At 59.7% G+C, this 20,116-nt stretch carries 26 protein-coding genes; 11 read left to right on the plus strand and 15 right to left on the minus strand.

The window, feature by feature from the left end:
• Nucleotides 1-19 precede the first annotated feature (19 nt).
• Nucleotides 20-553: a hypothetical protein gene (locus U5919_RS07740; protein ID WP_336023286.1), complete on the plus strand. Its 534-nt coding sequence runs from the start codon at nt 20-22 to the stop codon at nt 551-553.
• Between the two features lie 559 nt (nt 554-1,112).
• Here U5919_RS07740 and U5919_RS07745 read toward each other — a convergent pair.
• The gene (locus U5919_RS07745) at nt 1,113-2,138 is read right to left on the minus strand and encodes a diacylglycerol/lipid kinase family protein (RefSeq protein ID WP_336023287.1); all 1,026 of its coding nucleotides are present in this window, start codon (nt 2,136-2,138) and stop codon (nt 1,113-1,115) included.
• Nucleotides 2,071-2,793, minus strand: a complete 723-nt coding sequence (locus U5919_RS07750; RefSeq protein ID WP_336023288.1) for a DUF2270 domain-containing protein — start codon at nt 2,791-2,793, stop codon at nt 2,071-2,073. The genes U5919_RS07745 and U5919_RS07750 overlap by 68 nt, the downstream gene beginning before the upstream one ends.
• Before the next feature lie 317 nt (nt 2,794-3,110).
• Between U5919_RS07750 and U5919_RS07755 the strand changes: the two genes are divergently transcribed.
• From U5919_RS07755 to U5919_RS07765, 3 genes are all read left to right on the plus strand, one after another.
• Nucleotides 3,111-3,329, plus strand: a complete 219-nt coding sequence (locus U5919_RS07755) for a DUF1328 domain-containing protein (RefSeq protein WP_336023289.1) — start codon at nt 3,111-3,113, stop codon at nt 3,327-3,329.
• A 42-nt stretch (nt 3,330-3,371) separates the two neighbouring features.
• A complete protein-coding gene (locus tag U5919_RS07760; RefSeq protein ID WP_336023291.1) occupies nt 3,372-3,545 on the plus strand; it encodes a hypothetical protein in 174 nt (57 codons plus the stop codon).
• A gap of 190 nt (nt 3,546-3,735) precedes the next feature.
• A complete protein-coding gene (locus U5919_RS07765; RefSeq protein ID WP_336023292.1) occupies nt 3,736-4,899 on the plus strand; it encodes an AI-2E family transporter in 1,164 nt (387 codons plus the stop codon).
• Nucleotides 4,900-5,453: 554 nt separating this feature from the next.
• Here U5919_RS07765 and U5919_RS07770 read toward each other — a convergent pair.
• The 8 genes from U5919_RS07770 to U5919_RS07805 all read right to left on the minus strand — a co-directional run bounded on the left by U5919_RS07770 (nt 5,454) and on the right by U5919_RS07805 (nt 10,825).
• Complete coding sequence (locus U5919_RS07770; protein WP_336023294.1) at nt 5,454-6,083, minus strand: DUF2238 domain-containing protein; 630 nt, start codon at nt 6,081-6,083, stop codon at nt 5,454-5,456.
• Nucleotides 6,080-6,568 (minus strand): hypothetical protein, encoded by a 489-nt coding sequence (locus U5919_RS07775; RefSeq protein WP_336023295.1) that lies wholly within the window; start codon nt 6,566-6,568, stop codon nt 6,080-6,082. The genes U5919_RS07770 and U5919_RS07775 overlap by 4 nt, the downstream gene beginning before the upstream one ends.
• A gap of 130 nt (nt 6,569-6,698) precedes the next feature.
• Nucleotides 6,699-7,697 (minus strand): DUF7972 family membrane protein, encoded by a 999-nt coding sequence (locus tag U5919_RS07780; protein ID WP_486617190.1) that lies wholly within the window; start codon nt 7,695-7,697, stop codon nt 6,699-6,701.
• A gap of 175 nt (nt 7,698-7,872) precedes the next feature.
• Entirely contained in the window at nt 7,873-8,076 is a 204-nt protein-coding gene (locus U5919_RS07785; RefSeq protein WP_336023298.1) for a hypothetical protein, read from the minus strand.
• 212 nt (nt 8,077-8,288) lie between these two features.
• Nucleotides 8,289-9,179, minus strand: a complete 891-nt coding sequence (locus U5919_RS07790; RefSeq protein ID WP_336023300.1) for a hypothetical protein — start codon at nt 9,177-9,179, stop codon at nt 8,289-8,291.
• 12 nt (nt 9,180-9,191) lie between these two features.
• Entirely contained in the window at nt 9,192-9,941 is a 750-nt protein-coding gene (locus tag U5919_RS07795; protein WP_336023302.1) for a GNAT family N-acetyltransferase, read from the minus strand.
• Nucleotides 9,942-10,056: 115 nt separating this feature from the next.
• Nucleotides 10,057-10,299, minus strand: coding sequence for a PRC-barrel domain containing protein (locus tag U5919_RS07800; protein ID WP_336023304.1), 243 nt, complete (start codon nt 10,297-10,299; stop codon nt 10,057-10,059).
• A gap of 103 nt (nt 10,300-10,402) precedes the next feature.
• Entirely contained in the window at nt 10,403-10,825 is a 423-nt protein-coding gene (locus U5919_RS07805; RefSeq protein WP_336023307.1) for a DUF5789 family protein, read from the minus strand.
• 250 nt (nt 10,826-11,075) lie between these two features.
• Here U5919_RS07805 and U5919_RS07810 point away from each other — a divergent pair, with 250 nt between their 5' ends.
• The 5 genes from U5919_RS07810 to U5919_RS15810 all read left to right on the plus strand — a co-directional run bounded on the left by U5919_RS07810 (nt 11,076) and on the right by U5919_RS15810 (nt 15,077).
• Nucleotides 11,076-11,282, plus strand: coding sequence for a hypothetical protein (locus tag U5919_RS07810; protein WP_336023309.1), 207 nt, complete (start codon nt 11,076-11,078; stop codon nt 11,280-11,282).
• 3 nt (nt 11,283-11,285) lie between these two features.
• Nucleotides 11,286-12,386, plus strand: coding sequence for a glutamate-cysteine ligase family protein (locus U5919_RS07815; protein ID WP_336023310.1), 1,101 nt, complete (start codon nt 11,286-11,288; stop codon nt 12,384-12,386).
• A gap of 513 nt (nt 12,387-12,899) precedes the next feature.
• Nucleotides 12,900-13,655 carry a helix-turn-helix domain-containing protein gene (locus U5919_RS07820; RefSeq protein WP_336023311.1) on the plus strand — a complete coding sequence of 252 codons (756 nt, stop codon included), beginning with the start codon at nt 12,900-12,902 and terminating at the stop codon, nt 13,653-13,655.
• Between the two features lie 247 nt (nt 13,656-13,902).
• Nucleotides 13,903-14,733, plus strand: coding sequence for a YihY/virulence factor BrkB family protein (locus U5919_RS07825; protein WP_336023885.1), 831 nt, complete (start codon nt 13,903-13,905; stop codon nt 14,731-14,733).
• A 38-nt stretch (nt 14,734-14,771) separates the two neighbouring features.
• On the plus strand, nt 14,772-15,077 hold the full coding sequence (locus U5919_RS15810) for a hypothetical protein (RefSeq protein WP_345786334.1): 306 nt from the start codon (nt 14,772-14,774) through the stop codon (nt 15,075-15,077).
• A gap of 115 nt (nt 15,078-15,192) precedes the next feature.
• Here the strand turns inward: U5919_RS15810 and U5919_RS07830 are convergent, their stop codons facing one another.
• From U5919_RS07830 to U5919_RS07840, 3 genes are read right to left on the minus strand one after another with little or no spacing between them, the layout of a single operon-like run.
• Nucleotides 15,193-16,395 (minus strand): AI-2E family transporter, encoded by a 1,203-nt coding sequence (locus tag U5919_RS07830; RefSeq protein ID WP_425604210.1) that lies wholly within the window; start codon nt 16,393-16,395, stop codon nt 15,193-15,195.
• Nucleotides 16,392-16,565, minus strand: coding sequence for a hypothetical protein (locus U5919_RS07835; RefSeq protein ID WP_336023315.1), 174 nt, complete (start codon nt 16,563-16,565; stop codon nt 16,392-16,394). Before U5919_RS07835 ends, U5919_RS07830 begins: the two co-directional genes overlap by 4 nt.
• A 56-nt stretch (nt 16,566-16,621) precedes the next feature.
• On the minus strand, nt 16,622-16,921 hold the full coding sequence (locus U5919_RS07840) for a DUF7130 family rubredoxin-like protein (RefSeq protein WP_336023317.1): 300 nt from the start codon (nt 16,919-16,921) through the stop codon (nt 16,622-16,624).
• 169 nt (nt 16,922-17,090) lie between these two features.
• On the opposite strand from U5919_RS07840, the gene U5919_RS07845 reads away from it, so the two are divergent.
• Both U5919_RS07845 and U5919_RS07850 read left to right on the plus strand, forming a co-directional pair.
• Complete coding sequence (locus U5919_RS07845; RefSeq protein WP_336023319.1) at nt 17,091-17,411, plus strand: DUF5789 family protein; 321 nt, start codon at nt 17,091-17,093, stop codon at nt 17,409-17,411.
• A 1,023-nt stretch (nt 17,412-18,434) separates the two neighbouring features.
• Complete coding sequence (locus U5919_RS07850) at nt 18,435-18,773, plus strand: hypothetical protein (RefSeq protein WP_336023321.1); 339 nt, start codon at nt 18,435-18,437, stop codon at nt 18,771-18,773.
• 24 nt (nt 18,774-18,797) lie between these two features.
• On the opposite strand, the gene U5919_RS07855 is transcribed toward U5919_RS07850, so the two are convergent.
• Together U5919_RS07855 and sp36 are read right to left on the minus strand one after the other, a co-directional pair.
• Entirely contained in the window at nt 18,798-19,793 is a 996-nt protein-coding gene (locus tag U5919_RS07855; RefSeq protein ID WP_336023324.1) for a DUF7972 family membrane protein, read from the minus strand.
• The gene (gene sp36 / locus U5919_RS07860) at nt 19,786-19,983 is read right to left on the minus strand and encodes a Sp36 family protein (RefSeq protein ID WP_336023326.1); all 198 of its coding nucleotides are present in this window, start codon (nt 19,981-19,983) and stop codon (nt 19,786-19,788) included. Before sp36 ends, U5919_RS07855 begins: the two co-directional genes overlap by 8 nt.
• Nucleotides 19,984-20,116 lie beyond the last annotated feature (133 nt).

Raw genomic sequence — 20,116 nt, forward strand, 5'->3', positions numbered from 1 at the left:
GTTGTAGGCCCTCGAAAGTATGCCACGCGAACGTGACACCGTCCGGCTCCCGCTCGAACCGCTGCGGAAACAGGTAGCGGACGCAACCGGGAACGCCGCCTCGTTTCTCGACATCACCGACGTCGCGATCGATGAGACTGCGCTCGAAGTCACCTTCGAGATCCCCGACGCGGACGTCCCGGTCGTCGATGTGGTCGTCGAGGGACCGAACGCCCAGACAGACACGACGCCAGTGAGACTCGATCAACCGTCGGGATTGAAAGTCTACGGCGAGTTGCTCCGGATCGAGTACGCCGGCCGCGACGCCGAAACGAACGAAATTCTCGTCTCCGTCGCGCGTCGCTCGAACGACGGCTGGCAGACGGTTCTGGGATGTGGACAGATGTGGGCGGTCGAAACGTCGCAAGGCAGCGATCCGGTCTCGGTAACGTGTCACGTGGAGACGCCCGAATCGGAGGTGAGCGATCCCGAGAACGAAGACGACCGGCCGGAAGCAGATCCATCAGTTGACGGGTCTTCCGGGGATTTTGACGGCTTTTTGACTGACAACTGAACCACTCTCTCCGAGCGGTTTCTCCCACCTAATGAATTATATACTGCTATATCTTATCGGCGGCTAGGGAAATTGAGACTGCTGCTCTCAATGTAATGGCTCTACTCCTCTCGTTGGAGACGATAGGTCCGGGCCATTAGTTGTCTTCGTCCGATCTCTGTACTTCATTCGGTGTCCTAATAGCCCGTTGAACGAGGTCGTCTCGTATTGATCGGATGGTGACGCTCACGGTGGACGACAGCACGGGCTAGTACGCAGTCACAGGAACGGGCCACCACTCCATCCATCCCGGCTGGCTGAGTAGCGATATGTGGCGTGCACAAGTCGAACACGACGCCGATTCCTATCGAGTGATCACCTACGACTCGCGGACACGGTCGGATAGGACCGATCGTCGGCGCTACTCGATCGACTCTTCGTCGACGACCTCGAAGGCCCGCTGGATCACCTCAAGATCGCTCGACCGATCCTGTGTGGCCCCTCGCTCGGCTCGGTGATCGTTCAGGAGAATCGGAACTGTGACGGGACGCGAGCAATCGACGCCCCGTTCTAGGAGTGACTACTCTGGGTGCGTGTCCTCGTATGTTGACCCCACGCAGACAGTGAGCGACTGCGGATCCGCATATAACACGAGTTCGGTATGGGTGTTTAGTTCGCCATCGAGACTAAACGTGATCGGATCACTGCCGCGCCCTCGAATCTCTAGTTGGCTCGCCTGAACGTGGAGCACGTGTTCAGTATCGCGACCAAATACTCGCTGCGCGGTCGCTTCAGCTAGGATGTCACTCGCAGGCATCTGCTCGATGAGGACGACATCGAAATGCCCGTCTTCGACGTTGGCTTGGCCGCCACGATTAACGAATTGCAGGACGTTCCCGACGAGGACACACAGCGTCTCTCCCGACCAGGTCGTTTCCTCGCCGTTCGAGATAGCAGTGAGATCGATGTTGAGTCCCTCGAACGCTGTGAGTTCCTGTAGACCGGCGACGACGAATGCCAGCGAGCCGAACCGCTCTTTCAGGTCGCTTGACGCCGCCACGCTGACCTCGGCAGGGAATCCGGCAATACACGACACGACAAACGGTTCCCCTCCGGCGAACCCGACATCGATTCGTCGTCGCTCACCGTGGTCAAGCAGGTCGAATCCCTCTTTGATGCTTGCTACCCCAATGTTGGTTGCAAAGATGTTCTCCGTTCCCGTCGGGATCACGCCGAGGGTTACCTTCCCGAGAGCAGATACCTCTACGAGGCCACGGACTACCTCGTGGAGCGTACCGTCGCCACCCGCGATAGCCAGTCGATCAACGTCGTTCGCGGCAGCATCCTGCGCCAGTTGCACCGCGTGTTCTTCGTGCGTGGTTTCTTGGATCGTATAGTTCCGTTCATCTGCGAACTGGCGAACGTCGTCGGCGTGATCTTCCGTTCCGCTCGTCGGATTGAGGATAACCCACTGTTCGTTCTCGTCTGAGTGGGTTGACGCGGGGACGTTCTGGTCGTCGGGTGCTGGATTTCTATTGTCAGCCATCGTCGTTCTCATTCCCTTTCCACGTCTCTGGATCGCCTTCACGAAACTCTCCTTTTGCATGCCGTTCCCGGGGCCACAGGGCAATTATAATGACAGCTATGTAATAGAGAGCAATGGCAGCTACGACGAGAGCTCCAGGGACGACGGCGATGGTGGCTGTCGTCAGTGGACTCTCGTTTGGCGCGAACGCCGTTATTCGGAACAGCCACGCGACGAGTAGAACAGCCAGCAGTGGAAGGTAAATTCGCCGAAGACGGTTTGCTGTGGCTTCCAATGTCGATACTTTCAGCGTCGGTGTCCGATAATCCCGACTGAGTTTGCTCCGCCAATCCTCATGTTCAACCCCTACTGACGGATCAAGCGCGTCTGCAAGCAAGTTCTGCTGGAAGAGACGCACTCGTGAACGATATATGTCATAGTCACGATACCGTCGTGCTTCAATAAACAGGAAGAAAGAGAGAGCTAGAATACCGACGAGGATGATATAATGTGGATTATCGGCACTGGAAAACGCCCACGTGAGAATCGCAGCCACAACCGTTACCCCCCATGTAGTCGTCTGATCGAGGCGTGACCGCCATGTGGTCTCCCGGTCCAGTTCTCCGCGATAGGCATCACCCAATATCGAACTCATCTCCGTGCTGTGATCGGCGATCTCGCTGCCAAGTTTGGCTTCCTCTGCTCGTTCTGAGTCGCCTGGCGTTTCATCGGACATACAGAGAGGTACGGTACCAGCAGTGAAAGCACTTACACGGTCTGGCTCTCTGTAGATATAGAATATTCCGGCTTTGTTGAGATCCTCTCTAAGCCCAGCGAATCGCTGAGAGGCCAGATTCTCACCGAGTCCGCGAAAATTCGTGTGAGGTGCTGCTCTTCTGAATATCAACTCTAGAGGGATCAACGGAGCCGAAAGAGACGATGACCAGATTGATCGAGTGAATTATTGACACAGATGGAGTCACCCGGTTACTCAAAAACGGGATGAGAGTGAATACGTCGCGAGTTAAAGTACTCAGGAGACGTAGGTGGGTTATGATTGCATCACACGGGGTTCTGGATAGTGCGGTCTCAGTCCAAGCGGTGCCGTTGCAGTTCGGAGGTGGTTTCATTGAGCTTGCAGTCCTCTTCTTGATACTCGCGGTCGTCGCAGCAGTGCTCGGTGCTCGGGGGGTCGCTGGACTCAGTATGGATATCGCAAAATGGCTCGTCATCATCTTCGTCATTCTCGCGATTGTCACGTTCATTCTGTAGACTCAGAATGATACCTGTCGAGTCAGTACGGGGTAGCGGCCGATGGTAGATGTCATGGGGCACCTCGCATTCGGATTGCTGTTCGCGCTCCCGGCGTGGTTCGTCTGGAGCGGCAGGACTAGCGTCGGGTTCCTCACGGTGATGGTGGTCGTACACGTTTCAATCGCGTATCTGACCACACCCGCCGACCACCGCCATCGACTGCTCCCACTATGAGACCGACACCAAACAGACACACACGGTACGGGCCGGAGTCATGGGGGCAAAGCATCCCTCGCCGATCGTCCAGTCACGCGAGCGGTCGAGTATCGGCGCGTGGGGAACGGCCGGGGGTCCGCTCGTCCTCAATCCGGTACAGGGAACTCCTGTCCTCCCCGGGAAGTCATCGGGCGGGGACACTAGGATCGTGACGGTACCGAACCGGAGCAGTACGTTCTGGTGGCTCTACGTGTCCGTCCTCGTGGGGGCCGCGCTGTTCATTGCCCACACGTTCATCGGCATACTCGTTCTGGGTGTGTCCGGGTACTACGCTACCCGGCCGATCTCCAACCGCTTCGAGACGGTCACCGGATCAAAGTGGAGGGCAGCCGGGCTGACGGCGCTGACCGTGCTGATCCCGGTGCTGGTACTCGCGCTTTACGCAGGGATACGGATCCTTCTGCAGGTCAAGCAGCAGTTCGACGAGAGCGTGTTCTCGCTGCTCGTCTCCCGGGTCCTCGGTCTCGACGTCGAAGAGTCGAGTCCGGCGGCGCTGCTCAGGAATCCGCCGTCGCTCGATCGACTGACTGACCTGCTGTCCGGGGAGGCCCTCCAGCAGGGACTACAGGTCCTCGACCTGGTCTCCGGAACGATCCTCCTGTTGTCCCTCGCCGTGACACTGTCGTATGCCCTGCTCGTATACGACGAGGCGCTCTCGAGCGCGTTCGCGAAGCTAGTCGGCGGTCGGGAAGAGACCGTGTTCGCGTACGCCCTCACCGTGGACACCGACCTCGAGTCGATCTTCTTCGGGAATCTCCTATTCGTCCTCTTTATGTCCGTGGTGGCGACGACGGCGTACACGATCACGAACCTCGTCGCACCGCCCGAGATGCAGATCCCGATGGCGTTCACGCTGGGAGTGCTCACGGGACTCACCAGCCTCATCCCCATAGTCGTCAGCAAGGTAGTTTATATTCCGATCGTCGCGTACCTCGCCGTTCAGGCAGGAGGCCGGCAGTTTGTCTTCCTCGTCGCCCTCCCCGTCGTCTACTCCATCGTGCTCGATATCCTCCCGCAGTCGCTCGTCCAGCCCTATATCTCGGGTCGGCAATTGAACCCGATAGTCCTCCTCTTCGCCTACATTCTTGGTCCCATCCTGTTCGGGTGGTACGGGTTCTTCCTCTTGCCAATAATTTTCGTCCTAATGCTCGAGGTGATCCGGATCGCCCTTCCAGAACTCCTTCACGGCGAGCCCCTAGGACCGGAACCCGGACTCGCTGAAGAGACCGGTGCCGACGCGGAGGAAATGCAGGAAGACGATGCCGACACGGCTACGTCGGATACAGATGGAACGAGCACGACCCGGGGTTGACCACGTATCCTAGGGTCGCCGTCGTGAGTTCACTCCGTGGGATGCTCGCTACGATGTCCGGAGTGTATTCCACTAGCAGGCCCCACAGTCGGATATCGTGGTGAGGTACGCGACTGTCCAAGGATCGGAGGCTCCGACGTCTATCGCGAGCGGAATTCATCATCTCGCCCACCCGGAAGACGTGTCGCACCTAGCCTAGCGGAATTCGATACCACAGCGACTGCGAGGTCGTTGCCGTTGCGCCAGCGATGGGTGCCGGCGTACACGCGTTGGGGAGACCGATGTGGACTCGGAATTACCGCTGGTTCCTCCAGCGAGTCGAAAATATTAGCGGACCATACGAACACAATCGGATCGCACAGGTGTACCGACATTCTGACAACTCCCGGCGAGCATCCTCCAGAACCTCGCACAGCTAAAGGAATCTCGATGCGACCCGCGTTGTTGGCTATTTTATCTGGTGCTCGGATACTGGCTCGCGACGTTCTGCCGAGAAGCTCTACAAGATCTTCCTCCCGCATCCGTCCCTTGTCGATACCGTGGACCCCGGAGTTCTAAGAGCCGAACCGACGCCTGAAGAATCCCGCAAGCGGAACGAAGTACCTGGAGCCACCGACGGCCACGATCAGTCCGCCGACCGTGTTGAACACCATGTCTGTGACGATGTCGTCGACACCATAGACGACCAGCGGTGCCTCGATACCGAGTACCTGCGCTACCTGTCCGGACGAGAACTCGAGTAGTTCCCAGACGACGGAGACAGCGAGGACGAATACGACGATAAACACGGGCCGGAAGCTGGCCGGGACGTGAAGTTCCTCCGAGTGCTGTTCAAATCCGCGGAAGGTCGCGTATCCCAGCCCGGCGACTACAGTCGCTGAAACGGTGTGCGTCACGCTGTCGAACCAGGAGAACCACGAGTACGGCCCAAGCGAACCGACGCTATGGAGACCGATGGCGACGGTAATCCATAGGACCAGCGCGGGACTCATCGTGTAATCGTACTCCCGGCGGATCGCGGCCGGGATCAACGTAAGCGCCAGACCGAACGCCCCGTTGACTGCCATCCCCGGGCGTAGCGTGACTAGCCCGGCGAGGAAGACACCCGCCAGCACGAACTGCAGCAGCCGGGTCAGCAGGCGTTCTCTCCCCTCCGAGAGGCCGATAGACTCGGAGACTGTCATGATGCCTCCTCCGGGACGACTGGTCGGTGACGTGAACCGACGTGTTCGATACGGTCGAAGTACCACATAAAGAGTTCACCCATAACCAGACTGACAATTATGGCGGTGACGAGGCCCCACTGAAGGTCGGCCTGTGAGTGAATAAACGAGGTGCCGAACCACTGGTCCGAATAGTAGCCGGCGATCGTCCACCACGACTGGAAAGCGATAGTCGTCATAACGGCGAACAGCACTGCAAAGCGGCGACTCATCTCCACGTCGGTGAACGAGTCGAACTCGACGACAACCGCGAGCGCGACGGACGAGATGGCGACAAACCCGGTGACTTCCGGGGCGACGCCGAACGTCCGCGCGGTCACTCCGACGGCGACGACCAACCCGAGTGGCCACGGGAGCATCACCCGCCAGTCCCGCCGTAGCACCGCCGGAACCACGAGGATTCCGGCAGCGACCAGTGCGAGCAAACCCCAGAGTAGCGGCGTCATAAGGAGGCTAACGGCGGCAATCAGGATCACGACACCGACGAATACCCACCCAAGCGTTGCGTTCGTTGTCACGTTTTGTGCGAGCGAGTGTGTGATAGGCATTGGTAGCGGGGCCTTTTCTCACGTTCGACTAGTTCAGCGAAAAGATTCCACCCGACGCGGTCAGCCGCGCGACGGTGGAGAGCCGGAGCATATAGGCGGTCAACACGAGGTAGGGCGCGATGGAGACCGTGAACGCCACCGCCACGAACGGCTGTAGCAGCGGGATGCCGAACATCAACCCGCTTGGGAGGACCTGCCCGTTGACCGCGATAATCATCGAGGCGTTGAACAGGATGGCAGGGAGCGCGATAATCAGCAGCACCTGGGACAGCTTCGATACCTCCTTGGTATAATACAGCGTTTTGAAGTACTCCTTCCCGATGGCGAACAGTTCGAACGCATCGATCAGGTCCTCGAAACGCTCGGCTGAGGTATCACGAGAGGAAATAATCGTCCGGGATCCCTCGATATGTGAGCCGTAGTCGAATCCGAGTCCCTTCCAGAGGATGGCGAATTCGGCGCCGGACGTCTCATCGACTGCCCCGAGCTGGTCGGCGGCGTCCGAGACCAACCCCGAGTACTCGTCGATCTCGTCGACGAGTTTCTTATCGGCACCCTCCAACTCGTCCGCGAGCGCGTCCGCGCGGGTGCTGATGATCCTAGACATGACCTTGAGAAACGACCCGGGATCGGTCGGGTTCTCTCCGGGGACGGTCAATTCACTGAGGTCCCGGCGGAAGTTTATCGCGCCCTGAACGCGGTCCTCTTGATCGGTGACGGCACTCATGTCGTGTGAGAGCACGATCGAATTGATCGAGACGACGATGGAGACCAGGAGGATCATCCCGCTCAGGAATGTGTTGAGAATTGTCTGGATAGTAGAGGTGTCCATCAGCAGCGTCTGCATCTCGAAGGTCCACACCGTGGCGATACTCATGAAGGTCGCGAATACGAACGTAAGCAACGCTCCTGTCACTGCCAACCGGTCCCCCTCGAGCAAGAACCACCGCTTCAGGGCGAATCCGCTGCTCCGACTCGGGACCGGAAACCAGTTTCTCCAACGGCTGAACCTCTTGGCGATACTCATGACACCGGCCCCTGAGCGCTACGGCTGGGAGGACCGACCCGTGATCGATAATTCATACGATAAGGTACGGTCCACAGCCGCAAAATCTTGCGGGTATGTACTAAGGATGGCTGCGTACGTGGTGGCGTCGCAGGTCACGCGCCGCACCTCCCGTTCACCCGGCGGTGTCGAAGGTCTACGGCCTGTCACGGAAGAGCGCGAGATGCCGGAGCGCCATCCGATTTTCGGTACCGCCGGCGAGCGCGCCCGACAGCACACCGAGCGTGCTGATGAAGGCCCCGACACGGACGAGGTCGACGAGCCCGACCGTGGGCTCCTCGAGGCTCGGCCAGTTCGTCATCAGATTCGGCGGAAAGACGGCGAACTCGATCAGGAGCATAATCGACCCGACGAGGACGAAGAGCCCATCATCGCCGCGACGAGGATGAAGAACACAGTCACGTTCACCAGTGCCATATGCTCGGTGAACACCTGGCTGCGCTCTCGCGGGAACGTGAGGCGCTGAACGTACAGGAGATGGATTGCGGCAGCGATGACACTCCCTATCGCGAAGAGTGCGGCCGTGCGGTTGGTCAGGTTCAGCCCGACGTCCTATGCCTCGGCACTGAACACGAGGATCAGTGTCGGCGTCACGGCGGCCGTCGAGAGACGCGGGAGTGAGAACGGGAGCAGGGGGGCGCGACTCTGCAGCAGTGTCGCGGCGACGATACCCGGATTCCGCACGAGACTCACCGCGTGAAACGCCAGCCGTCGAAGCCGCCCTCGCGAGACGTCCGCTTGGGGAATGCGGGTCGCGATCCCTCTGAGGTGATCCGTGATGTCCGCATCGAACGGCGGGACGCTCCGTCGGGAGGGGTCGAACGAGAACGGAGCCATGACGCCGCCATCACCGTGGTCCGCACGAAACACGTGTCCCAGGAGGTGAACGAGGAGGGTCGCAGCGTTCCAGCGGACGGCCGGTGAACCGAGCGTCCTGACCGTCTCCCGGTCGTGGGTCCGAAGGAGTCGTCGTGTGGAGACGACAACGACGCGGGCGAGCGGGGAAGCGAGTCCCTCGACGGATCGCTCCTCCCGCGTGGTGAGGGGCACATCGGTCACGACGACGACCAGGTCGTACGGGCGTTTCGCCATGTGAAGCGCGGCTTCATCGAGGAACTCCGACGGCCGTCGGGGAGCACGGTCGGTGAGCGGGTCCGGATCGGCACAATGCACCCGCCAAGCTACGTCCGTGGCCGCCGCCAACTCGTCGACACCGTCGCGGGCCATCCGCTCGGCGAACGACCGGAGCGGCTCGACATCCCCACCAGGCGAGTGCGCAACGAGGATCCCCACGTCGATCGGTGACCCGGCCTCATCGTCGCTCCAATCATCCACAGTCGGCTGGTCGGGCTGATCCGCCTCATCGCCCCCAGGTACCGCACCGCCTGAGGAGTTCCGGTCGACGTCGGAGGACTCGTGATTCATCGCCTGAGTATCGTCCATTAACAGGCGATCTCAGAGATACGCATCGTCCCACTCGTCAGCCAGGTGAGCGTTGCCACAGTTCCCGCACTCGAGCCTGCCTTGTCCGTCGGCGGATACGTCAGTACTGCCGCACTGTGAACAGAAGTACCCGTACGCGTCCTCCTCGTCCTCTGTATGGGACACCGTGAAGAATGGGGCCTCCCTGCCGGGAACGCTCTCATCGCGATTGACGGACCGGGCAACTCCATCGACGGTAACGGATTCGGGGATCGGGACGGCGGGTTCGTTCGGCGTCTCTGTCCTTTGCCCCTCTGTGAACATAGTGACATCGAACTCCTCCCCGCCGAGCAGTATCTGGTCGTGGTCACTCTCTTTGAGGCCGAACCCTTTGAGGAAGTCGCCGCCCTCGACGGCTTCGTCGAGGACACACGCCGCAATCGACTTCTCGACAAACTCTTCGCGAACGCGATCGAGCAGCGCCGTGGCGATGCCCTTGCCCCGCGCCTTTGGATCCACGTGGAGCCACCGGATCGTCGCTTGTGTTCCGACTTCGACGGTGATGAACCCGTAAACAGTCTCCGTGCCGCCGATCGTCTCGTCGACGACGAGCACCGTCGTATCAGGATCGGTGAGCAGGTCGTTCAGTGACGTATCGTCGAATTCCTCTTCGAGTATCGTCTCGATCTGCTGTGGGCTGAGCGAGTACGACGATCGCAGCGAGTCGTCTGTGATCGCTTTGATCCGTTCCCTGTCGTCCGACTCTGCAGGGCGAACTTCCATGCAGTCTGTTATCGTTGAACAGGGATAAGTCGTCTGTTGTCTTCATCTTCCCGTCGAAAATATCGCGCTAAAAAGTGATCCGCAGGAGACGGATCGGTAACGTCCAGCGGGCGAGTTACCTACTCAGGTGAATCTCGTTGTCGGAGACGCTCTCGATCTTGGAGTTGTCGAGTCGGTAGCTCTCCTTGTCGCCCTCGCCCCACCCCAGTTTGGATCTGATTGTGTCCGTCAGCCCTGGATCGGGATCGACGTGTGCCTCGCCGTGTTCCACCTCGATGACGCGACCAATCTGCTCGCCGTTGTAATTTACCACGTTTTTCCCCTCGTCATCTTCTGTCAGCGTTACATCGTTCTGCATTGCGATCGAATCAATGGTGCTTCCGGACCTGAGGGTTCTGCTTGCCTGTGCCGGGTATCCATTAGGAATTAGCCTCCGGTCGGAATCTTCGGGATGAACCACGTTAGAAATCAGCCCTACCACCGCCGCCCACAGACAGAGCGGAGGAGCGAGGGGCAAGGAGAGAAATCAGATTCCACTGGAGCAGACGCGACGGCAGGGCTTTGACCGATTTTGTCTCAGTCGCGGCGTCCACTTCAGGGTCGTTTCCGCCCCGGTCGCTGTAATCTCTCTGCTTGATCGCCTCGTCGCCGACCATATTGAACACAGCCTGCCGGACACTCTCTGCGTCCTCATACTGGCGTTCCTGTTCCGGGGAGAGTACTTCACGGAGCGTGACCTGATCGCCGACGAGGTCAAGCACGCGGTCACCGCACCGAATGAGGAGCGTCTCGTGAGACAGCGGGTAGGACTCGTCCTCGAGGTCGCCAGTTAGCGCGCCGAATCCGATGCTATGCTCTCGGGTTTTGTCGGGTTCGTTCGCCAAAGTCGCCACTCGACAAGACGATGGGTAATGGTTTCTGCAGGCAGATGCAAGGTAGTATGGCTCGTTTCAGAGTCCAACACCCGTCATCGACCGGGAACCGTCCACTCCGTTTGCGGGAGGAACCACACAACGGTACCGGACCGAGATGTGACACCAGCTGCAGCCGACCAACCTTCACGCCCTGCGCCGATAGGAAGTGACCTCTGTTGTCCCCACCAGATTGAATACACGTTCGAACCTATTACACAGTGTGGACGATCAGGACCGAGTCCACAGTGTGTCGATCGAACCGGGAGAACTAGTGGACGACAGCAACAGGCGACTGGTGGGGCGCGTGAGTGGCCTCACCGACGGTGGGAACGAAGACCAGCACCTACCAAAGATCGCGTCTGCCGGATTCGTCAAGTACGACACTAAGAACGCGGTTGTCGATGCGACCGACGCGATAGAGTCCTGAGCTATGTACACACTCAGCACCGGCGTCGAAGTCGAACTGTGGGTTGTCGACGAGATAGGGCGACTGTGTGATGGGACTGACATAACCGATGCACACCGGCGGATAGAGCCCGAGTTCATCGACCCGCTCATCGAGGTGAAGACGGAACCGCATACCAGCGAGCTCGACCTGCGACGTGATCTCCGGTCGACGCTTCGGACAGGGATCCGAGCGGCGAAGGCCGTCGGTAAGCGTCTCGTTCCATTGGGGACGCCGTTGACTGCCTCAGACGCCGAAGCAAACTGCGACCGTGGACGGATCTTCGAGACCGTCTATGGCAGCGGCGTTCAGAGCGCGAAGAACTGTGCTGGGACGCACATCCACTTCGAGCAGGAGGCGGTCGTAGATCAGCTCAACCTCTTAACCGCGCTCGACCCGGCGCTTGCGTTAGTAAGTTCCTCACCCTACTACATCGGTGAGCGTGGAGCGAACTCCTCGCGCGCACTCGCATATCGGACGGGGTGTGGGGACGAATTCCGCTGTTTCACCGAACTGTGGGACTATGCGGATAGCCTCGAAGAATGGCGCGAGCGTGTCGACGAAAAGTACGATCGGTTCAAGCGGCTGGCGGCCGACCGGGGCGTGTCCCACGATACGGTCGAGACGCTGTTCGAGCCCGAGGATACGGTATTGAATCCCGTTCGGCTCCGAGAGTGTCAGCCAACAGTCGAGTGGCGGGCGCCTGACTCTACCCTTCCAAGTCAGATCTCACAACTCGCGTCTGACGTCGGGAACCTGATCTCGCACACTCGAACGGCCACCGTCGAGTACGGGACCCCGGAGGTCGGCGCTGACCGCATCCGACTCCCGGAGTTCGAGACCCTCCGTGACCTGAGTTGGCAAGCGATCAAGTCTGGACTCGAATCCCCGGACGTCAGGTCCTATCTCCGAAACTTGGACTTCGACCCTTCGGCGTACGAACCGCTCTCGACACGCTTGGACGGACCGCAACAGCTCAGTGACGCAGAGGCACGAGCGCGTCGGTTGCAACAGGCCGATCGACTGCAGGCGGACGTCCAGAAACTGACCCGCGGGGGGACCCGCTATTCGATGTACTCGGCCTGAGATGGCAGTAGTCGCGGCGACGGCGGTCGGATCGTCCCACCGGGACGTCTCCTTCTCGCCTAGCACCTGAGTCAACGCCTGCTCGGTACGGATCGTCTCGGTGAGTTCAGTCCTACGGCGTCGACATCTAGGGGTACGTCTGGAACTGCTCTTCCGATGGGTTGGCTAGGACGTGTCTGCTCCCGTTGAGGGGTGTGTTGCTTGGTCCCTCGTCGTTCGAAACGGAAGAACAACTGCGCGTCGAGTCCGGTCAGTACCTTCTGGAAGCCCTAGAACTTGCTGCGATGCGCGTCCTCGTCAGTGAGAATCGTCACGGCGATATCGAACGCGACGATCGGCTCCGAAAGTCCGCCTGAATCCAGTCATCACCTCGCGGTAAGCAAAGCCACACACCCACCGCGGGCTCGGATGGGGATATCCCGTGAAACAGTGCCGTTCCGGAAGCTGGCTCGATTTAATATCTCGATACAAAAAATATGATTACAGTATTCAACCGTAGGCTGCAGATCATAGATGGCGATTTTCCCCCCTTCGGCGACGTACGACTGGAGGCTCGCCTACGCTGATTATACTAAAGCACCCTCCAGACTGTGGATGTCTATGGAGACGATCGTAGACGCCAGGATCCCAACTGACCAGTTCGTCCTCGAGGAAGCCATCGAGCAGGTCCCAGACGTCGAATTCGAGTTTGTCCGTTTCGCCATCCACGGTTCGGCGTGTATGAAGTCGTTCCTCTGGGAATCGACGAGCCAGCCGGATCGACTGGACGCTGCCCTGCAGAACGATTCGTCCACAGAGCGCGTGAGTTGTGTATCCAGAGGTGACGGTCGGAGCCTGTACTCGATTGACTGGACGGAGCGTGCGGCATCCCTTATCGATGGTTTCGCCGGGACCGGCGGCTCGGTGCTCGACATCCGAGGCACGTCCGACTGGTGGATCTTCCAGATTCTGTTTCCCGATCGGGCGACGGCGTCTGAGACGTTTCAAGCTTGGTGTGACGACGGCATCAACCCGTCGCTATCCCGGGTAAGCAACCATTCGTGTCTGAGCGATAATCTACGGGGGCTGTCGTCGACACAACACAGCACCATCACCAAGGCGTTCCAGCGGGGTTACTACAACGTTCCACGGGGTACGACGCTGGAGGAGTTGGCCACGGACTTGGAGGTGTCGCACCAGGCCCTGTCCGAGCGCCTCCGCCGAGGCCACTCCCATCTCGTCGAACTGATGCTCTCGGAGTCGACGGTTGCAGTGGAACGTCGACCGTGAGCGTCCCGTCGTCCCGCCCCTGAAGCCGGCGGCAAGGTGGAACATCCAACGACGGGATCAGACGCGCCAGTGCGTTTCTCCGATGACCAGCCCGAGACTCGGGGCGGCAGAGTGGTGCCGGTATCGCTTACCCCGATCGAGATGACCCCAGCCTTGCTTTCGTTATGTGTACCGCCTGCGACCTCCTGTGGCGTGCCATCCAATGGCACACAATATCTCTCCACGACGAGTTAGGGATCCAAGAAATATGAGTTTCCAATACACTCACACGGCCGAAAACGTCGTCCGGATCGTGCGGGGCATCGTTCACGAAGCTCGAAATAAAAATCTCTCATTTATCGCAGGGAGTATTGCATATTCTGCGTTCGTCTCACTGCTACCCCTTGTGCTGCTATTGGTGATCGCGGCGTCTGCACTCGGTGGCGAACGTATGGCCAGCGACGTCCGAAGCGTCACGAAGAGTTATCTCACGCCGACTGGACAGTCCCTGTTGGCCGATAGTATCGGCCAGGCCGGCAGTCAAACTGGGCTCTCGATCCTCGGGATCGCCGTTCTCCTCTGGGGGGTGATGAGGCTTTTTCGTGCGCTCGATACGGCCTTCTCGGCAATTTATGGCACCCAGCGGAAGAACGACCTCCTCAATCAATTCAAAGACGGGCTTGTGGTACTGGTGGCTCTTGCTGTCGCGTTGCTAGCGGTGTTCGTGGCGGAGCTAGGCCTCCGTTTCGTCCCGAACCTTCCGTTTCCGAGGCTAGTGAGCGACGTGTTGTTGATTTTCGGCCTTTCGGTCGTGTTTGTTCCCATCTACTATGTGTTCCCTGACGTGGACCTCTCCCTCAAGATGGTTCTTCCGGGGGCTCTGGTTGCAGCTGTCGGATGGATATTACTTAAGGCTGGATTCGGCATCTACGTCGCATATTCATCGACACAGGACTTGTACGGTGTTATCGGTGGTGTTATTCTCCTGATCACATTTCTTTATTTCGGAGCACTAGTGATCTTGATTGGCGCCACTACGAACGTCGTCCTTATGGGCCGTCGCCCTAGTCTCTCCGTCGAGACGGCGACATCTCGTTGATAGTTCTCCAAGACGGACAACGACCGGCTGTTGCGATAGTGGACGTTGTCGCTGAACTTGAAGGAAAGCAAACAGACGAATCGACAACGATCTACGTCTGCATCGACGGGATGATCTCGGAGTTGTATTCGAGTCCGCCGTCACCAGCGGCACAGATGACAGTCGAATTCACGTACAGGAGAACCCATCGGACCATTCTACAGGACGGCCTGTCACGTCCGTCTTTGGTGTCCTCATCGCCGATCGTCTCGCTATCACGATTCGCAAATACGAACAAGAGACGGACCACGGAAATCAATTTACTACTCGAAGGCCAGTCTTATTATGTTTCGGGGGAGTCATAAGTTCGTGTTTAAACTGTTTCAGCCGCGTGCAGCCTGAAACCACGACCTAGGGGAGTTGGAAAAGAGCCTCATATGTCTCTGTGGGCACCGCCCCTAGACGAGCCGCGCCGTCGGCTCACCCAGTAGTGTCAGACTCCGACTCGCTCGCGTCGGACAGATCCTCGCCCTCGACCGGCGCCACCTCCGGGCTCGTCCCCTCGCTCTCGGCGATCAACGCCTCCGGTTGGATCGATTCTCCTCCAAGCAGTTCCGGTAGGACGATCCGAATGGCCTCGAGGACCAACACGAAGAGGATCGGCATCAGGAAGAAGCCGTACCAGCCGAACAAAATCGGACCCAGCAGGTACGCGAATACGAGCAGCACCGGATTGATCCGTCGCCCGGAGAGGTACGGTTGCAGGATCGACTGTGGCAGGATGTCCAAGACGAGCACGTAGACCCCAAGTACGATCGCGACGAACACCAAGCTCGCGTTGTCACCAGCACTGACAGCCTGGAACCCGAGAAGGGCGACAATGGGGACGTAGATGAGCTTGCCGACGACGATTGGGATCAGGCTCGCCAGCCCGGTCAGGAAGCCAGCCACCAGCACCATCGGGACCTCCAGATCCGCTGGCGCGACCAGGTTCGTCGCCGCGTAGGTCGCCGTCGCCAGAACAGCCATAGCGGCGCCGAACAGGAGGTTGCCGAAGAACACTGATTCCAAGTCGGCGTCGACAGCGATGGCATAGGCGTACGCCGTCGACTCCCGACCGCCAAGAAGCTCGACGAGTGTTTCAGAGACGCCAGCGTCGTTCGCAAGCAAGACGTACGCGAGCGTGGTCGCAAGGCCGAGCAGCAGCAGCCCCCCGATAACGCCTTGGAGCGCGGTCAGGGCCGTGCCGATGTTCGACCAGAAAGACCCGCCCATATCGAGGACCGACGTCGGGTTCACGAGCAGCGATATCAGCCACTCGCGCTGGGCCTCCGGGAGCGCGTCTATGCCGATGATCCGGACAATGAGTGATCCGATGAGTCCCCCCCCGTCGAACCGCTGCTGAACGGACTGCAACAGGCGGAGTCCGGCGAAGACGAATATCGCCAGAATCGGCACTAGGACGGCGAGCGCCGTGAGTACCGCCGCGAGTTGACGCGAGTTCACGACCGACCGGAGCCGGACGCAGATCGGCCGGGTGGCGTAGTAGCCGAACAGCCCGAGGACGATGAGTCCCACGAACGAGCTGACGACGTACGCGACCGCCACACCGAGAACCAAGACGAACCCCCACCAGCCGACCCGGCTCCGGGACGGCAAGCGCGCGGCGAGCTCGTCGCTCAGACTGCGATCCACGTCACCACCTCGGCGAGTTCGACAGCTACCGACGATCGGTCACCGTCACCGTCCTCGCGGAAGCCGATATGGCGGGTGACCGGGACCACGAGCGCGAGCCTGACGGCGACGCCCATCGTGGGAGAGAAGAATCGCCGTCGTAGTGGGCGCTCGGGCATTGATTCCCGGGATCGAGCGGTTTCCCACCCCCGCGACAGAAGGGGCGCGTCCCGCATCAGTCCTCTTGGACCTCCGCAAGCGCCTCGCGGGGGGCGCCACAGTCCGGGCACGACTCCGGAAACCCGTCCTCTAGCTCGCCCATCGTCCCGCACTCCGAGCAGCGCCACATCAGGTAGGCCTCGCCGAAGTCCCCATCCGGGATCGACTCTCCGTCGGCGTCGGCATCGGGATCGATCGCCTCGACCTCGAAGCCCTCCTCGCTCAGGCTGACAACCCGGCCCAGCAGCCGGCCGTCGTCGTCGTACACCTGTTCACCGGGACCGATAGACTCGAGAATGACTCGATCATCCGTCATATGGAAGATGACAACGCCAGCGTTCTTGAATTTATCGCGAAACGAGCCGCGCCTACGCCCTCGCTGTCTAGACCGGCCCCACGCCTGCGCGGACCGCATCCACACACTGGGTAGGTACCTGGCAGGTGCCTGCACAGAGGGTAAGTGGTTCCGGCACGATTCCGCGAGTGTGACAAGCGATCAGAACGACGACAGCCGGGAGCAGGGCGTGGAATTCGGCCCGCTCGCAGGCGAGATTGAGGACGAGACGTACCCGATCAACAAGGAGACCTTGCTGGAGCGGTACGGCGACCGTGAGTTGGATCTGGAGGGCGATACGACGACGCTCCGGGAAGTGTTGGAGCCGATGGGTGAGACCACCTACGAGTCCGCCGACGATGTGCGCCAGAGCGTCATCGGGATGGTCAGCGACGAAGCGGTCGGCCGGAAGAACTACTCGGACCGTGGTGGCAGCACGGACACCGAGGAGGGCGACGAGGCGTCGGTGTGAGTGGCTGGCTGGTCGCCCGCTTCGGCCTCCGTTCTCGAGATGACTGGCATCGACCACGACCCCAGCCCTAGGCGGGATCATCATAGGCGACCCCGGCTCGTACCTCGACCACACAACCGATGTCGTCGCCTTGGGCGTTCACCGCGTGTTCCCCCTCGTCGTCTATGAGGTTCGTGCTAGTCTGCATCGGGACCCGATGAAGGTGCCCCGGTCGTAGCATAATTCACCCTGTAGGTGCCGGGGACACGTAGCCCCACCGGGGCTCACCGTCGGCCGCCGGAGCACAGAGTCGACAGTTGCGCAAGCTTGCGCTTGCAAGCTGCCCGATTATGTTCGTCCGGCACCTATTTCGGCTGAGTTATGATCAAGCGCCTACTCAAGATCGCGTACTACGTGTCCAGCGTCGCCACCACCCTCCGCCTTCTACGGAAACTGTTCCGATCGGTCCGCGGTCGACCCAGCTAAGCGGCGCTCGATGGTCGAATCGAACTCTCACGCGGTTCGACACCCGTACGGCGTTCGGTCGGGGCGGACGAGAACCCACTCCGCTTTCGATCCGTCGGAAGCGCAGCCCCTCCAAGGACTTCCTGAGGCTGGGTCGTGTGTTTCCTCAGCGAATCCGACCGTAACGGGGTACTCGGGGACCTCATCGCATCGTTCAACGTCGCTGGCGGCGTACGCTTCCGGGGTTGGCGTCCGGAAGTGCTCGTCGTTCATACCACCGTCGTGGGGGTAGTGGGCCGGTAACCAAGTGAGTCCGAAACGTGGTATGAGCGGCTGTAACAGACACCGGCGGATACTGGACAGAGGTGGGCTCGCGTGAAGGGTTAGGAGAGCCACTAGGCGCTGGACATCGTCCAGCTGTTCGAGCCGATCACGAAGTGGAACACACAGATCACAGACGCCGACATCATCGCCGAACCCGTCCGGAAGGCGTTCAAACTCGCCGAATACGAGAAACCCGGCGCGACCCACCTCGAATTCCCCGAGGACGTCGCCGGGTCGGAGGCCGACGCCACCCCGATGGACTCTCGTGAGCGTGTCCGACTCGCGTCGCCGGACTCGGAACTGCTTCAACGAGCCCAGTCGTTCCTCGAAGAAGCCGAGCGGCCGCTGATCATTGCGGGGAACGGAGCAGTACGGACGGATGCCACGGCACGGCTCCGCGAGTTCGTCGAGACGACTGCTATCCCTGTCGCGTCGACGTATATTGGGAAAAGGGGCGATTTCGGATCGTTCGCCACAGTCGTTGCTCAGACAGTTGTGGCACGTTATTCGTGTCGCCGCCGACATTCGGAAGCGTACATAGCGGTTCGACTCCTAGAAAAACTCCGTCACGGACTACGTGCGCAACCGGCGTAGTATGCGTTTGAATCTGGTAGTCGGTTAGCTCAGAATGAGTGGTCCCATCGAGAGCGTCTGTTTGGCGAGCGTCGCGAGCCGTAGGATATAGGATGTGAACAGCAGAAATGGCAGCGCCGAGATGGCAAACGCGGCGCTAACAATCCAAAGAATGCTCTCGATGCCGAGGAACGTGCCGGTGAACGTTGTCGGGTCGACGAAGACGACCATTCCCCCCGCGACGGTGAGTGCAATCACTGCGGCGTACAGGATGGCTCGTGAGAGTTTCACCAGCGCCCACTGGATGTAGAGGTCTTTGACGTACTCGCGGACCACCCCGTACATCGTGAGCACCTCGAGCAAATTTCTGAACGCGCTCCGTTCCTCGTCGGTGAGGGAGTCTTCGTACTCCATCCCGAGCCAGCGAACGTCGTGCATCTTCCGATCGTAGTTATAATCGAGCGCGGGCGATAAGACGTCGAAGGTGCCGAAATCTGTGTCTTCGAGATGGTTACGTGCGTGGTCAGCGTTCTCCAACAGATCGGTGACGTACTCGTTTACCTTCTTGTAGAGCGTCTGGTTTTCAGTCTCGGAGAGTGTGTCTCGCAGAGTCTGTGCTCGCTGTTCGCTCGTTTCGATAAGCGCATAGAGGTAGGCCGCAGGGTCGGCGGGCGTCGTCATCCCGAGGAGGCTATCGGTGTTCTGGCGGAAATCCATCGTCACGTCCATCCGACTACGCTGGCTCCCGAGCGAGCCGATCTCTTGGGAAAGGACGAGCTGATTGATCGTGACGACGAGCGTCGTTCCTGTGATGATCGCGCCGACGAGACTGGCGAATACCGTCTCAACCATATCGCTCGACTGCATAGTCGAGAGCAACGACACCGGCTTCAGCACGCCCCAGATCATAAACACGAGGAAGATCAGGAACGCGAGCGCGCCAGCGACGACCCACCGGTTAGCCCCGAGCAGCAACCAGAACCAGTACTTGTTGACGCCCGTCCGTTCACGTAGCGTGCTGTCCGTCGAGAGGTCATTCATGAGAGACTGGGCGTTTGAACAGCAGTAGTTTCGTGCCGCCACCGTCGTAGCTGATCGTCCCCACAAACTCCCAGCCCTCTGCACCGAGGCGGTTGAGTTCGTCTGTTGGATCGACCGTCTCTCGCTTGGTCAATCCTTTTGGCGGATCGAGTGTCTTGTATTCCCATTGCTGATGCATTTCGGTACCCATAAGGTATTATCGGCTCTCACGGTGAAGACTCTGATGACAGGTTGTTTCCCGCCGTGTACTGATTGAGAACGGAGCGGTGTGCTCGTGCATCGTTGGCTATCATAATCATAATCGAGATTATCCTTGGATCGTC

It is taken from the genome of Halobellus sp. LT62 (genome assembly GCF_037031285.1).
Taxonomy (GTDB): Archaea; Halobacteriota; Halobacteria; order Halobacteriales; family Haloferacaceae; genus Haloquadratum; species Haloquadratum salinisoli.

Excerpts from the sequence above, each read along its gene's own strand:
- U5919_RS07740 (WP_336023286.1), top strand. The coding sequence starts at position 20 with ATGCCACGCGAACGTGACACCGTCCGGCTCCCGCTCGAACCGCTGCGG.
- U5919_RS07745 (WP_336023287.1), bottom strand. The coding sequence starts at position 2,138 with ATGCAAAAGGAGAGTTTCGTGAAGGCGATCCAGAGACGTGGAAAGGGA.
- U5919_RS07750 (WP_336023288.1), bottom strand. The coding sequence starts at position 2,793 with ATGTCCGATGAAACGCCAGGCGACTCAGAACGAGCAGAGGAAGCCAAA.
- U5919_RS07755 (WP_336023289.1), top strand. The coding sequence starts at position 3,111 with ATGATTGCATCACACGGGGTTCTGGATAGTGCGGTCTCAGTCCAAGCG.
- U5919_RS07760 (WP_336023291.1), top strand. The coding sequence starts at position 3,372 with ATGGTAGATGTCATGGGGCACCTCGCATTCGGATTGCTGTTCGCGCTC.
- U5919_RS07770 (WP_336023294.1), bottom strand. The coding sequence starts at position 6,083 with ATGACAGTCTCCGAGTCTATCGGCCTCTCGGAGGGGAGAGAACGCCTG.
- U5919_RS07775 (WP_336023295.1), bottom strand. The coding sequence starts at position 6,568 with ATGACGCCGCTACTCTGGGGTTTGCTCGCACTGGTCGCTGCCGGAATC.
- U5919_RS07780 (WP_486617190.1), bottom strand. The coding sequence starts at position 7,697 with ATGAGTATCGCCAAGAGGTTCAGCCGTTGGAGAAACTGGTTTCCGGTC.
- U5919_RS07785 (WP_336023298.1), bottom strand. The coding sequence starts at position 8,076 with ATGCTCCTGATCGAGTTCGCCGTCTTTCCGCCGAATCTGATGACGAAC.
- U5919_RS07790 (WP_336023300.1), bottom strand. The coding sequence starts at position 9,179 with ATGGACGATACTCAGGCGATGAATCACGAGTCCTCCGACGTCGACCGG.
- U5919_RS07795 (WP_336023302.1), bottom strand. The coding sequence starts at position 9,941 with ATGGAAGTTCGCCCTGCAGAGTCGGACGACAGGGAACGGATCAAAGCG.
- U5919_RS07800 (WP_336023304.1), bottom strand. The coding sequence starts at position 10,299 with ATGCAGAACGATGTAACGCTGACAGAAGATGACGAGGGGAAAAACGTG.
- U5919_RS07815 (WP_336023310.1), top strand. The coding sequence starts at position 11,286 with ATGTACACACTCAGCACCGGCGTCGAAGTCGAACTGTGGGTTGTCGAC.
- U5919_RS07820 (WP_336023311.1), top strand. The coding sequence starts at position 12,900 with ATGGCGATTTTCCCCCCTTCGGCGACGTACGACTGGAGGCTCGCCTAC.
- U5919_RS07825 (WP_336023885.1), top strand. The coding sequence starts at position 13,903 with ATGAGTTTCCAATACACTCACACGGCCGAAAACGTCGTCCGGATCGTG.
- U5919_RS07835 (WP_336023315.1), bottom strand. The coding sequence starts at position 16,565 with ATGCCCGAGCGCCCACTACGACGGCGATTCTTCTCTCCCACGATGGGC.
- U5919_RS07840 (WP_336023317.1), bottom strand. The coding sequence starts at position 16,921 with ATGACGGATGATCGAGTCATTCTCGAGTCTATCGGTCCCGGTGAACAG.
- U5919_RS07850 (WP_336023321.1), top strand. The coding sequence starts at position 18,435 with ATGGACTCTCGTGAGCGTGTCCGACTCGCGTCGCCGGACTCGGAACTG.
- U5919_RS07855 (WP_336023324.1), bottom strand. The coding sequence starts at position 19,793 with ATGAATGACCTCTCGACGGACAGCACGCTACGTGAACGGACGGGCGTC.
- sp36 (WP_336023326.1), bottom strand. The coding sequence starts at position 19,983 with ATGGGTACCGAAATGCATCAGCAATGGGAATACAAGACACTCGATCCG.